Raw genomic sequence first — 13,903 nt, 5'->3', positions numbered from 1 at the left:
GTTGAAACTGCTGCCGCACACTCGGTCCTCATCCTGAGGGCCCGCCAAAGGCGGGCGTCTCGAAGGATGGCCACAGATACCGCACAGCAACATGGGCGATCCCGCCGGTCGTTTTGACCCACATCAAGCCGCCGCGCCCGCGATGGGGCATTTTGCCCAAATGCCCTTCGGGTTCAAATGTGGGATAGCGCATAGACATTAGAGTTGGAAAAGCTCTAAGAGGATGCGAGCCCCTGATCAGGTTCCGTTGCAGGTTTTGCCGATGGATTACAGCGAGTTCTTCAATTCCGCCCTTGATCGCCTGCACGCCGAGCGGCGCTACCGGGTGTTCGCCGACCTCGAGCGCATCGCCGGCCGGTTCCCGCATGCGCTCTGGCACTCGCCCAAGGGCAAGCGCGACGTGGTGATCTGGTGCTCGAACGATTATCTCGGCATGGGCCAGCACCCCAAGGTGGTCGGCGCCATGGTGGAAACCGCGACGCGCGTCGGCACCGGCGCGGGCGGTACCCGCAACATCGCCGGCACCCATCATCCGCTGGTGCAGCTCGAGGCCGAGCTCGCCGATTTGCACGGCAAGGAAGCCGCGCTGCTGTTCACGTCCGGCTATGTCTCGAACCAGACCGGCATCGCGACCCTCGCCAAGCTGATCCCGAATTGCCTGATCCTCTCGGACGAGCTCAACCACAATTCGATGATCGAGGGTATCCGCCAGTCCGGTTGCGAACGGCTGGTGTTCCGGCACAACGACCTCGCGGATCTCGAACGCCTCTTGAAGGCCGCAGGTCCGAACCGGCCGAAGCTGATCGCCTGCGAAAGCCTCTATTCCATGGACGGCGATGTCGCCCCGCTCGCAAAAATCTGCGATCTCGCCGAGAAGTACGGCGCGATGACCTATGTCGACGAGGTCCACGCCGTCGGCATGTACGGCCCGCGCGGCGGCGGCATTGCCGAGCGCGACGGCGTCATGCACCGCATCGACGTCCTCGAAGGCACGCTCGCCAAGGCGTTCGGCTGCCTCGGCGGCTATATCGCGGCGAACGGACAGATCATCGATGCCGTGCGCTCCTACGCGCCGGGCTTCATCTTCACCACCGCGCTGCCGCCGGCGATCTGCTCGGCCGCGACCGCGGCGATCAGGCATCTGAAGACCTCGAACTGGGAGCGCGAACGCCACCAGGACCGCGCCGCCCGCGTCAAGGCGATCCTCAATGCCGCCGGCCTCCCGGTGATGTCGAACGACACCCACATCGTGCCGCTGTTCATCGGCGATGCCGACAAGTGCAAGCAGGCTTCCGACCTTCTGCTCGAAGAGCACGGCATCTACATCCAGCCGATCAACTATCCGACCGTTGCCAAGGGCACCGAACGCCTGCGCATTACGCCCTCGCCCTATCACGACGACGGCCTGATCGATCGGCTCGCCGAAGCGCTGCTGCAAGTGTGGGACCGCTTGGGTCTGCCGCTGCGCGAACAGTCGCTGGCGGCGGAGTAGCTCGGGGTCGTCCTGGCCTAGTGCGCAATTGCGCGCGGGAGCCAGGACCCATTACCCCGATTGCGAATTGTTGCGCCTCGCTGACGCCACCTGGGTGCCCATAACCATGTCCTGTGGTTATGGGTGCTGGCTTTCGCCAGGACGACGTTGGGGTTTGCGGCTTAACGACATCCGCAGTTCCCGCCCCTACACGGCATTTCGCTGTCGCTTGCGGCCTGCCGACGCGCTAGATTTACTTGGGAGTTTAGCTGGAAATTTACTTGGACAATGAGATCGGGCGCGGAGCTGTGGCGCCCTGGGAGAGTCCTCCGCAATGCTCCACGATTGGGGCGTGATCGCCGCCGCCTTCGGCTATATCGGCTTCCTGTTCCTGGTGGCGAGCCATGGTGACCGCCGCTCGCCGGCCGGGCGCGGCCGCGCCTCCGGGCTGATCTATCCGTTGTCATTGGCGATCTACTGCACCTCCTGGACGTTCTTCGGCTCGGTCGGCTTTGCCACCCGGACCTCGACCGACTTCCTCGCGATCTATCTCGGCCCAATCCTGATGATCGGGCTCGGCGCCGGGGTCCTGCGTCGCGTGATCCAGCTTGCGAAAGCCCAGAACATCACCTCGATCGCCGACTTCATCGCTGCGCGGTACGGCAAGAGCCAGGCGGTGGCGGCAACGGTGGCGCTGATCGCGATCATCGGCTCGGTGCCCTACATCGCGCTCCAGCTCAAGGCGGTCGCCTCCTCGCTCGAAGTCATCCTGAGCGAAGACCAGGCCTTCTCACATATTCCGGTCATCGGCGACGTGGCGCTGATGGTGACGCTGGCGATGGCCGCCTTCGCCGTGCTGTTCGGCACGAGGCACACCGACGCCACCGAGCACCAGCACGGCCTGATGCTGGCGGTCGCGACCGAATCCATCATCAAGCTGGTCGCATTCCTTGCCGCCGGCATCTTCGTCACCTTCTGGATGTTCTCGCCGCACGAATTGATCGAGCGCGCCATGAAGACGCCGGAGGCGGTGCGGGCGATCAACTATTCGCCGTCGATCGGCAACTTCCTCACCATGACGCTGCTGTCGCTGTGCGCGATCATGCTGCTGCCGCGCCAGTTCCACGTCAGCGTGGTGGAGAATTCATCCGATGCCGAGGTCGGCCGCGCGCGCTGGCTATTCCCGCTCTACCTCGTCGCCATCAACCTGTTCGTCATTCCGATCGCGCTCGCCGGCCTCGTCACCTTCCCGTTCGGCGCTGCCGATCCCGACATGTACGTGCTCGCGCTGCCGATGGAGGGCGGCGCCAACCTGCTCAGCGTCGCCGTCTTCGTCGGCGGCCTGTCGGCGGCCACCGCGATGGTGATCGTCGAATGCGTCGCGCTCTCGATCATGGTCTCGAACGATCTGGTGGTGCCGCTGGTGTTGCAGCGAAGGCCCGACGGCCGTACCGGTGGCGCCGATTTCGGCGACTTCCTGCTGAGGTCGCGGCGGCTCGCGATCTTCGCCATCATGGTGATGGCCTATTTCTACTATCGCGCGCTCGGCAATACGCAGCTCGTGGCGATCGGCCTGCTGTCCTTTGCCGCCATCGCGCAGCTCGCACCCAGCTTCTTCGGCGGCCTGTTGTGGCGCCGCGCCACCGCCCGCGGCGCCATCGGGGGCATGCTGGTCGGGTTTGCGGTGTGGGTTTACACGCTGTTCCTGCCGAGCTTCATGGACACCTCGACCTCGGGCATCCTGCTGCTGCAGCACGGCCCGTTCGGGATCGAGGCGTTGCGGCCGCAGGGGCTGTTCGGCGCCGACCTGTCGCCCCTGATGCATGGCGTCGTCTGGTCGCTCTCGCTCAACATCCTCACTTATGTGCTGCTGTCGCTGGCGCGGCAGCCTTCGTCCATCGAGCTCGTGCAGGCCGATCTGTTCGTGCCGATCACGCTCGCCCCGATCGCTCCGAACTTCCGCCGCTGGCGCACCACCATCACGGTGCAGGATATCCAGACCACGGTCGCGCAATATCTCGGGCCCGACCGCGCCCGGCATTCCTTCGAGGCGTTCTCGGCCCGGCGCAATGTGCGACTGGAGCTGGCGGCACCCGCCGATTTCGAGCTGTTGCAGCACGCCGAGCATCTGATCGCCTCCTCGATCGGTGCGGCGTCCTCGCGGCTCGTGATGTCTCTGCTGCTGCGCAAGCGGACGGTCTCGGCGAAAGCTGCGCTAAAGCTGCTCGACGACTCCCATGCGGCGCTGCATTTCAACCGCGAAATCCTTCAGACCGCGCTCAACCACGTGCGCCAGGGCATCGCGGTGCTCGATGCCGACCTGCAACTGATCTGCTCGAACCGGCAGTTCGGCGAACTGCTCAACGTGCCGCCGCATTTCATCCAGTTCGGCACGCCGTTGCGCGAGATCCTGGAATTCATGGGCGTGAGCAATCCCGACGATCCGGTCGAGCGCGAAGCCATGCTGGAGCGGCGGCTTGCGGCCTACACCACCGACGGCGAGCCGTATCTGGAGCGCCTGCCGGAACGCCACATGGTGATCGAGATCCTGACCAACCGCATGCCGGGCGGCGGGTTCGTCATCACCTTCACCGACGTCACGCCCACCTTCGAGGCGGCCGAAGCGCTGGAGCGCGCCAATGCCACGCTGGAAAGGCGCGTGCGTGATCGCACCGAGGAACTGACCCGGCTGAATTCGGAGCTGGCGCGCGCGAAGAGCTCGGCGGAGGACGCCAGCATCTCCAAGACGCGCTTCCTCGCCGCCGCCAGCCACGACATTCTCCAGCCGCTGAACGCGGCGCGGCTCTATGTCACGAGCCTGGTCGAGCGCCAGCACAGCGGCGAGGAGACGCGGCTGGTCGAGAACATCGACGAGTCGCTCCAGGCCATCGAGGAAATCCTCGGCGCGCTGCTCGACATCTCGCGGCTGGATGCCGGCGCGATGACGACCTCCATCTCGAGCTTCAAGATGGCCGATCTGATGCGCTCGCTGGAGATCGAGTTTGCCCCGGTCGCGCGCGCCAAGAACCTCGAGCTCGCCTTCGTGCCCTGCTCGTTGCCGGTCGAGTCGGACCGGCTGCTGCTGCGGCGGCTGTTGCAGAACCTGATCTCCAACGCGATCAAATACACCCCGCGCGGGCGCGTGCTGGTCGGCTGCCGCCGCCGCGGCGCCTCGCTCAAGATCTGCGTCTACGACACCGGCGTCGGCATCCCGACGCTCAAACGCGGCGAGATTTTCAAGGAATTCCACCGTCTCGAGCAGGGCGCGCGGATCGCGCGCGGGCTGGGGCTGGGACTTTCGATCGTCGAGCGGCTGGCGCGCGTGCTCAACCACGGCATCGCCATCGACGCCAATGCCGGCGGCGGATCGTTGTTCTCCGTCACGGTCCCGACCGCGAAGGCGGTGACACTCACCGCCGCGGTGACCAGTGCAACGCCACTGGCGCGCGCGCCGATCGCGGGCGCACTGATCGTCTGCATCGAGAATGATGCCGCGATCCTCGACGGCATGCGCACGCTGTTGAAGGCCTGGGACGCCGAGGTGATCGCGGCCGCCGATCCCGAAGGCGCCATCGCCGCGATCGAAGCCGCTGGCAAACGCGTCACCGGCCTGCTCGTCGACTATCACCTCGACCGGGGCAACGGCATCGCCGCCATTCGGGACATCCGCCGCCGCTTCGGAGATACCATCCCGGCGATCCTGATCACCGCCGACCGCAGCCCCGCCGTGCAGATGGCCGCGCGCGAGGAAAAGATAGCCGTGCTGAACAAGCCGCTGAAGCCGGCTTCGCTCCGCGCTTTGCTCGGGCAATGGCGAACGCAGCAGATGGTGGCGGCGGAGTAGCGATCAGGCGCCCCCATCGGCGTCGATGACAGCCTTGGCAAAGGCTTGCGGTGCTTCCTGGGGCAGGTTGTGCCCGACGCCTCCGGTGACCAGACGATAGTCGTAGCGCCCGGAGAACTTCTTGGCATAGGCGGTGGGATCGGGGTGCGGCGCGCCGTTGGCGTCGCCTTCCATCGTGATCGTCGGCACATCGATGACCGGGGCTGCCGCAAGCTTCTTTTCGATCTCCTCGTACTTCGCCTCGCCTTTGGCGAGCCCGAGCCGCCAGCGGTAATTGTGGATCGTGATCGCGACGTGGTCCTTGTTGTCGAAGGCTGCCGCGCTGCGATCGAAAGTGGCGTCGTCGAACTTCCACTGCGGCGAGGCCAGCTTCCAGATCAGCTTGGCGAAATCATGCGTATACCTCTCGTAGCCGGCGCGACCGCGTTCGGTCGCGAAATAGAACTGGTACCACCATTGCAGCTCGGCCGCCGGCGGCAGCGGTGCGCTTCCCGCAGCCTGGCCGGAGATCAGATAGCCGCTGACCGACACCAGCGCGCGGCAGCGCTCCGGCCACAGCGCCGCGATGATGTCGGCGGTACGCGCGCCCCAGTCGAAGCCGGCAACGACCGCCTTCTTGATGTCGAGCGCATCCATCAGCGCGATGATGTCGACCGCCAACGCCGCCGGCTCGCCGTTGCGCGGCGTCTCGCTGGAGAGAAAGTGCGTCGAGCCATAGCCGCGCAGATACGGGATGATCACGCGATAGCCGGCCTGCGCCAGGATCGGTGCGACATCGACGAAGCTGTGAATGTCATAGGGCCAGCCGTGGAGAAGGATCGCCACCGGGCCGGTCGCGGGACCGGCTTCGGCGTAGCCGACGTTCAGCACACCCGCATTGATCTGCTTGATGGTGCCGAAGGAGGCATTCGTTACTGAGGGTCGCGGTGTCTCCGTCTCGGCGCGCGCAAGGTCGATCACACCGAGACCGACGGCGACGGTCCCGGCTGCCACGCCGAGGAACTGGCGGCGATGCTGGTCGATGATCTGTTTCATGGTCTTGATATCCTGTTGATGGTTGTCGAGTCGTCAGATCAGATCGACGCTGACGTCGATGTTGCCGCGAACGGCCTTTGAGTAAGGACAGGTCTGGTGCGCCTCATCGATGAGATCGCGCGCGACCTCGCGATCGAGGCCGGGCAGGCTGACACCGAGCCGGGCCCTGAGCGCATAGGCGCCCTTGACGAGGACGAGATCGATCTCGGCATCGATTGCGCATTTGCTCGGAAGCACGATTTTCCGTTTGCGAGCTGCGATCTCCATCGCGCCTTCGAAGCAGGCGGACCAGCCGGCCGCGAACAATTGCTCGGGATTGGTGCCGATGCCTGCGCCGCCCGGCGGCGACAACTTCACATCCAGGCGGCCGTCGGAGCTTCGCGACATGCCGTCCTGGCGACCACCGGTGGTGTGGGTCCGGGCCGTGTAGAGGATTTTTGCCGTCTGGCTCATCAGGATCTCCTTGCTGCCGCGCAATGACCTACCAGCCGCCGCCCCAGCACGCCCGTTTGGACTTGTGAGAAGTTGTGAGCCCGTCCGGGAACCCGATGACGAGACTTGCATGCAGGGGCTGACGCCGATGCCAAGCCGGACTTGCCGGATCTCCGGGGACTGGCTATGCGGGTCCGCAAATGGGCGAGATTTCGTGATGACTGAGCCGGCCGCGCCTGCGGCAACGACGCTCTCGTTCGGGCCCTTCACCGTGGCTCCGCATGAAAGGCTCGTGATGCGTGACGGCGTTGCGCTGCCGCTCGGCGCAAAGGCGTTCGACACACTGATCGCGCTGATGTCGCGGCCGAACCAGGCCCTCAGCAAATGGGATCTGATCGCCCAGCTCTGGCCCGGCATGACCGTCGAGGAAGCCAATCTGCGCTTTCACATCGCAGCGCTGCGGAAAGCGCTGGGCGATGGCAAGGACGGCGCCCGCTACATCGCGACCTTGTCGGGCCGCGGCTATTGCTTCGTGGCACCGATCTCGCATGCGGATCTTCCGGCGCAGCGACGCCCAGTGCCGCGGATCGAATTGCCGCCCGTCAAACTGCCGAACCGGCTGCGTCGGATGGTCGGGCGGGCCGACGCGTGCGCCACCGTGTCGGAGAAGCTCACCGCATCACGCTTCGTCACGATCGTCGGCCCCGGCGGCGTTGGCAAGACCGCAATTGCCGTGGCGATCGCGCACGATCTGCTCGAGACATTCGCCGATGCCGCGCACTTCGTGGATCTTGCAGCACTCAGCGACCCCGATCTCGTGATCACCTCGCTGCTGCTGATGCTTGGTCTGCCGGCCCAGGCCGACGATCCCATGCCTGCCTTGCTTGCGCATCTGCAGGACAAGAAGATGCTGCTGATCCTGGACAATTGCGAGCACGTGATGGCGGCCGCAGCCCCGCTGGCCGCTGAGGTCTTTCACGCCGCGCCGCACGTCCATATCCTGGCCACAAGCCGGGAGGCCCTGCGCGTCGAAGGCGAGCAGGTCTACCGGCTGGCGCCGCTTGCCGTTCCACCCGACGGCCCAGAACTGACGGCTGCGGCTGCCCGGACCTATCCCGCGCTCGAACTCTTCCTCGAACGTGCGGAAGCCGCCGGCGCGCGGATCGCACTCGACGATTCCAGTGCCGCCATCGCTGCGGGCATCTGCCGCAAGCTCGACGGCATGGCGTTGGCGATCGAGCTCGCCGCGGGCCGCGTCGAAGCCTACGGCCTGGAGCAGACTGCGGCCTTGCTGGACCAGCGCCTCAACCTGCTCTGGCAGGGTCAGCGGACCGCGCCGCCGCGACAGAAGACGTTGCAGGCCACGCTGGACTGGAGCTACGGCCTGTTGTCCGATCTCGAACGCCTCGTGCTGCGCAGGCTTGCGGTTTTCGCCGGGCATTTCACCATCGACGCCGCGCTCGAGGTGGTGCCCGACGACTACATCGACCGCTCCCGGCTGTTCGATGCCATCGACAGCCTCGTCGCCAAGTCGATGGTCGCGCCGCGGCCGATCGGCGCCATGATGCGCTACCGCCTTCTCGACACGACGCGCGCCTATCTGCTCGCAATCGAGGACGACGGATCGGCGCTCGCCGCCCGCCACGCCACCTATTACCGGCGATGGCTGCAACAGGCCGGCACGAAATGGGCGACGGTGCCGAGCGCCGACGAGCGCGCCATTCATTTTTCCGCGCTTCACAATGTCCGTGCCGCGCTCGACTGGTGCTTCGGCCCGCGCGGCGACGTCGGCATCGGCATTGCGCTCGCCGCTGCTGCGGCGCCAGTTTTCCTGGCGATGTCCCTGCTCACCGAATGCCGGCGCTGGTCCGAGCGGGCGCTGCTTGCGATCGATTCCGCCTCGCGCGGCAGCGCCGAGGAAATGCATATTCAAGCCGCGCTCGGATTGAGCTTGATGTTCACCCGCGGTGGCAGTGAAGCCGCGCGCAACGCCCTGACCAGGAGCCTTGCGATTGCCGAGGCTCTTGGCGACGCGCCGAACCAGCTCCAGTTGCTCGGCCGGATGCACATCTTCCACGAGCGGATCGGCCGGTTCGATGCCGCGCTCGGCTATGCGCAGCAGAGTCTCGCAGTTGCCGAAGCGTTGGGCGACGCCGCCTCCGTCGCCCTCGCGCAATCGCTCGTCGGCGTCTCGCTGCATCTGGGCGGTGAACATCGCGACGCGATGAAGATGCTGGAGGCTGCCTGGCAAGGGCCCGGCACGGAGCGGATCAGCACGGTCTACGGCTTCGATCATCGCAACCGGGCCGGCATCTCGCTGGCGCGAGAGCTTTGGCTACAGGGTCAGCCCTCACATGCGCGGCAACTGGCGCGGCAGACGGTCAATGATGCCGCGCAAATGGATCATCCGATCACGCTCTGCATCGCTCTGATATGGGCGGTCTCGATCGATCTCTGGAGCGGTGACCTCGACGGCGCGGAAGAGAACATCGATCGATTCATCACTCACGCCGAATCGCGCTCGATGGGACCTTATCTCGCGGTCGGAAGGGGCGTGAAAGGCGAGCTTGCGATCCGGCGCGGAGACGCCGGGAGCGGCGTGGAGACGATCAGGCGCAGCCTGCAGGAGTTGCACGACGCAGGCTATGAGCTGCTCACCACGACCTTCAATATCGCGCTGGTTCACGGCCTTCTGGCGCTTGGGCAGATCGAACAGAGCGCGCGCGTGATCGACGACGCGATCCGGCTCGTCACGCAAGGCGGCGATCACCTCTACATGCCCGAGCTGCTGCGCATGAAGGGCAAGGTGTTGCTGTCCCTGCCGCGGCCGATGGGCGAGGAAGCGGAAGCCTCGCTCAGCAACGCGCTTGAACTGAGCCGTCGCAAGGGCGCAAAAGCCTGGGAGCTGCGCTCCGCAATCGATCTTGCAAACCTCTTTGCCGAACGCGGCCAGGGCCAGGAGGCGAAGCTATTGCTTCAATCGGCGCTCGATGGCTTTGTCACGGGTTCCGAGACCGCCGATATCCGGGCCGCAAACGAGTTCCTGGAGACGCTGTAGCCAATCACCCGGTCGGGGTGCCCTGCTTCCACTGCCCGCCTGCGATCCTGGCTGCGGCAATCACCGCCTGGGTCCGGCTCTCGACGCCGAGCTTTTGCAGGATCGCGGAGACATGCGCCTTGATGGTCGCCTCGGAGACGCCGAGTTCATAGGCGATCTGCTTGTTGAGCAGCCCCTCCGAGAGCATCATCAACACCCGCACCTGCTGCGGCGTCAGCGTCACCAGGCGGTCGCGCAGGCGCGTCATGTCGGGGTCTGCGGCGGCCGACAGGTCGGTGTCGGCGGGAACCCAGACGTCGCCGTCCATGATCTTGAGGATGGCATCGCGCAGCGTCTCGACGCCAAACCGCTTCGGGATGAAGCCGGAGGCGCCGAAATCGAGCGAGCGGCGGATCGTGGCGCTGTCGTCGGAGGCCGACACGATCACCACCGGAATCGCCGGATATTGCGCGCGCAGATAGATCAGGCCGGAAAAGCCGGAGATGCCGGGCATCGAGAGATCGAGCAGGACCAGATCGACGTCGGAGGTCTGCTCCAGCAGTTTCGTCAGATCCTCGAACGATCCGGCCTCGTCGATCTTCGCCGTGCTCAGGACGCCGGCCACCGCGTGCCGCAGCGCATCACGGAACAGCGGGTGGTCATCTGCAATGACGAGGTGGGGCGTAGGAGCGTTCATCGATCTCTTGCTGTGGTTTGCACCGGGCCAGTAATCCGGACCCCCGCGATGGTCAATTGTTCCTCGGCCGGCCGTGGCATGCAAGTGCCCATTATCCCTTTGCGCGAAAGGGGGTTAATCCCGAAACCACCTGCCGCTGTGCGGCACCGGATACCCGCGCGTCAGGCGAGCGTCAGTGGGCAAGGCCGAAAGTCGTATTGGGGCGGGTTTCACGGCGATGTTACTTTAACCGCAAGGCCCTGGTCGATCCGGGAGGATCCGGACGTCGGGGACAGAGGAAACACGTTTCGGGGAGCGATCGCAACATGTCGACAATGGCTGTGTCTCAGGCGCGCACAGGAGGTATGACGAAGGACGAACGCTTCGTCATTCTCGCCTCCTCGCTCGGTACCGTCTTCGAGTGGTACGACTTCTATCTGTACGGATCGCTGGCTTCGATCATCGGCGCGCAATTCTTCTCGGCCTATCCGCCGGCGACGCGCGACATCTTTGCGCTGCTGGCGTTTGCCGCGGGCTTTCTGGTCCGCCCGTTCGGCGCCATCGTGTTCGGCCGCATCGGCGACATCGTCGGCCGCAAATATACCTTCCTCGTCACCATCCTGATCATGGGTCTTTCGACCTTCATCGTCGGCCTGCTGCCGAGCGCGGCCACGATCGGCTTCGCGGCGCCAGTCATCCTGATCGCACTGCGCCTCGCCCAGGGTCTCGCCCTCGGCGGTGAATATGGCGGTGCGGCGACTTATGTGGCCGAGCATGCCCCGAACGGCAAGCGCGGCTACTACACATCGTTCATCCAGACCACGGCGACGCTCGGCCTGTTCCTGTCGCTGCTGGTAATCCTGTTCACCCGTTCCGCGACCGGCGAAGCCGACTTCGCGGCGTGGGGCTGGCGCATCCCGTTCCTGGTCTCGGTGCTGCTGCTCGGCGTCTCAGTCTGGATCCGGCTCCGCCTCAATGAATCGCCGATCTTCCAGAAGATGAAGGACGAGGGCAAGAGCTCGAAGGCCCCGCTGACGGAGGCGTTCGCCAACTGGCAGAACGGCAAGCTCGTGCTGCTCGCGCTGCTCGGCGGCACGATGGGTCAGGGCGTGGTCTGGTACACCGGCCAGTTCTACGCGCTGTTCTTCCTGCAATCGATCCTGAAGGTGGACGGCTACACGGCAAACCTGCTGATCGCATGGTCGCTGCTGTTCGGCACCGGGTTCTTCGTCGTCTTCGGCGCGCTGTCGGACAGGATCGGCCGCAAGCCGATCATCCTCGGCGGCTGCCTGATTGCGGCGCTGACCTTCTTCCCGATCTTCAAGATGATCACCACCAACGCCAACCCGGCGCTGGAGAAGGCGATCGAAGCAACCAAGGTCGAGGTGGTGGCCGATCCCGCGGGCTGCGGCGATCTGTTCAACCCGGTCGGTACCCGCGTCTTCACCTCGCCTTGCGACACCGCACGCGCCTTCCTGTCGCAGTCGTCGGTCAAGTACGCAACGACCAGCGGCGCGCCCGGCTCCGGCGTCAAGGTCGTCGTCAACGGCAAGGACGTGGCTTACGCGAACGCCAAGGACAGCAACCCGGCGGTGCTCGCCGCGGTGCAGGCGGCCGGCTATCCCAAGGCGGGCGACACCGGTATCGTGAAGATGTCGAATCCGTTCGACATCTTCCGCCCGCAGGTCGCAGCGATCATCGGGCTGCTGTTCATCCTGGTGATCTTCGTCACCATGGTCTACGGCCCGATCGCGGCGATGCTGGTCGAATTGTTCCCGACCAAGATCCGCTACACCTCGATGTCGCTGCCTTACCATATCGGCAACGGCTGGTTCGGCGGCCTGTTGCCCGCGACCGCATTCGCGATCGTGGCCTCGACCGGCGATATCTATGCGGGCCTGTGGTACCCGATCGTGTTCGCGGTGATCACCGCTGTGGTCGGCTTCCTGTTCCTGCCTGAGACCAAGGACGTCGATATCAAGACGACCTGACCGGTACCGGCGTTCACGCCGGCGCCAGCGACAACAAGCCGGCCGCGGATCCCCCGCGGCCGGTTTTGCTTTGTCACGAGGTCGCACCGATGAATTGCAGCACGACCTCGCGCCGGTGCGGACGGCTGCGGTGCTCGATCAGATAGATCGCCTGCCAGGTGCCCAGCGCCAGCGCGCCACCGAGCACCGGTACCTGCAACGAGGTCCCCGTCAGCATGGTCTTGATGTGCGCCGGCATATCGTCCGGCCCTTCGGTGTCGTGAGTCCAGCCTGCATCTTCATCGTCGGGCGCGAGTCGCGCCAGCACCGTGGTGAGATCGACCAGCACGGAAGGATCGGCATTCTCCTGGATTGTCAGCGATGCCGAGGTGTGACGGATAAACAGCATCAGCGCACCGTCCCGCGCATGAACGTCGGCGATGAATTTCGCGGCTTCGGGCGTGAAGTCGAAGAATCCGCTGCCTGGGGTCTGCAGCGTCAGCGTCGCGGTGCTGATGCTCGTGGCGTGCACCGTCGACGGTGTCGAGCGAGTCTGCGCTTTGATTGAGGTCATGAAAATTCTCTCAACTGCGAAAGCGTCCCGCCACGCGCTAAATCTTCCCCGACACGTCCTTCTGCACGCGGTTGGCCATGTCGATCAGCCGCCGCCAGGCCTTTTCCAGGAACGACATCGCGCGGTCGAGGTCCTGGTCGCTGGGCAGCGGGATCTCGATCCTGCGGTCGCCCTCGGCGACCTTCGGCTCAGCCTTCTTCAGCGAATCCGATTTCGGCAACGCCTCGTCGACCTTGCCCGAGACGGTCGGCCCGGCGGCGAGCTGCCCCTTCAGCTGCTCGACTTCGGCCTGGAGCCGGCCGATTTCGGCATCGAGCGCGGAACGTTCGTCGGGAACGGCGTAGCAAGCCCAGCCGGCGTCATTCCTGGTGCAGGTCGAGACCGTGCCGGTGCGGGTGTCGAGCCTCAGCACGCCCTGCGGGATCGGCGTCATGGTGTAGCGGCCGTTTTCGCTATCGGCCGCCGATTGGGCGGCCACCAGACCGCCGCTGGCTGTCATCACGGCGGCAATTGCCGCCGTCGCAAACCATGACGCAGTGGATGATCTTGCTGGTCTCATCGCGCTCTCCGCCACGACGCGCAGGTGGCGCATCCCGAATTCTACACCTCCGCGGACGGTAGCGCATAGCTTCGTCCAACGAATCCGCCGCCCGAAACGCATCCGCGAAATCAACGATCGCGGCGGTCCGTTTGATCCCGGGGCGGCGGCGAAATGTCGGCGACGTCGGCGGATCGCGAGGACAGCTGCTGCGGTGCGGCGTCAAGCTGTGTGCAGCGCCGGCGCGCAAGGCAATATTGCCATATAGATCAAATAGATAACAGAACACGACGCAATCGTGACTCGGCTTGACTTGATTATGAGCG

General features: G+C 65.2%; 9 protein-coding genes. 4 read left to right on the top strand and 5 right to left on the bottom strand.

All coding sequences use genetic code 11. From position 1 onward, the window contains the following. Positions 1-262: 262 nt before the first annotated feature. Together hemA and AC0L2O_RS05380 are read left to right on the top strand one after the other, a co-directional pair. The gene (gene hemA, locus AC0L2O_RS05385; protein WP_369720636.1) at positions 263-1,492 is read left to right on the top strand and encodes a 5-aminolevulinate synthase; all 1,230 of its coding nucleotides are present in this window, start codon (positions 263-265) and stop codon (positions 1,490-1,492) included. Between the two features lie 313 nt (positions 1,493-1,805). After that, complete coding sequence (locus tag AC0L2O_RS05380; protein WP_473368947.1) at positions 1,806-5,315, top strand: PAS domain-containing hybrid sensor histidine kinase/response regulator; 3,510 nt, start codon at positions 1,806-1,808, stop codon at positions 5,313-5,315. 3 nt (positions 5,316-5,318) lie between these two features. Here AC0L2O_RS05380 and AC0L2O_RS05375 read toward each other — a convergent pair whose 3' ends face one another. After that, positions 5,319-6,350 (bottom strand): alpha/beta fold hydrolase, encoded by a 1,032-nt coding sequence (locus AC0L2O_RS05375; protein WP_473368946.1) that lies wholly within the window; start codon positions 6,348-6,350, stop codon positions 5,319-5,321. 33 nt (positions 6,351-6,383) lie between these two features. Further along, positions 6,384-6,803, bottom strand: coding sequence for an organic hydroperoxide resistance protein (locus AC0L2O_RS05370; protein ID WP_369720633.1), 420 nt, complete (start codon positions 6,801-6,803; stop codon positions 6,384-6,386). Positions 6,804-6,999: 196 nt separating this feature from the next. On the opposite strand from AC0L2O_RS05370, the gene AC0L2O_RS05365 reads away from it, so the two are divergent. Continuing rightward, complete coding sequence (locus tag AC0L2O_RS05365; protein WP_473368945.1) at positions 7,000-9,840, top strand: ATP-binding protein; 2,841 nt, start codon at positions 7,000-7,002, stop codon at positions 9,838-9,840. A 4-nt stretch (positions 9,841-9,844) separates the two neighbouring features. Here the strand turns inward: AC0L2O_RS05365 and AC0L2O_RS05360 are convergent, their stop codons facing one another. Continuing rightward, positions 9,845-10,516, bottom strand: coding sequence for a response regulator transcription factor (locus tag AC0L2O_RS05360; protein WP_369720631.1), 672 nt, complete (start codon positions 10,514-10,516; stop codon positions 9,845-9,847). Positions 10,517-10,860: 344 nt separating this feature from the next. Between AC0L2O_RS05360 and AC0L2O_RS05355 the strand changes: the two genes are divergently transcribed. After that, positions 10,861-12,486, top strand: coding sequence for an MFS transporter (locus tag AC0L2O_RS05355; RefSeq protein ID WP_369720630.1), 1,626 nt, complete (start codon positions 10,861-10,863; stop codon positions 12,484-12,486). 73 nt (positions 12,487-12,559) lie between these two features. Here the strand turns inward: AC0L2O_RS05355 and AC0L2O_RS05350 are convergent, their stop codons facing one another. Together AC0L2O_RS05350 and AC0L2O_RS05345 are read right to left on the bottom strand one after the other, a co-directional pair. After that, on the bottom strand, positions 12,560-13,039 hold the full coding sequence (locus tag AC0L2O_RS05350) for a secondary thiamine-phosphate synthase enzyme YjbQ (RefSeq protein ID WP_369720629.1): 480 nt from the start codon (positions 13,037-13,039) through the stop codon (positions 12,560-12,562). Positions 13,040-13,076: 37 nt separating this feature from the next. Continuing rightward, positions 13,077-13,598, bottom strand: coding sequence for a hypothetical protein (locus AC0L2O_RS05345; RefSeq protein WP_473368944.1), 522 nt, complete (start codon positions 13,596-13,598; stop codon positions 13,077-13,079). Positions 13,599-13,903 lie beyond the last annotated feature (305 nt).

The sequence above is a fragment of the Bradyrhizobium sp. Kon10 genome (assembly GCF_055807395.1).
Note: the sequence above shows the minus strand (reverse complement) of the source record. Positions and strands in the feature narration are given on the sequence as shown.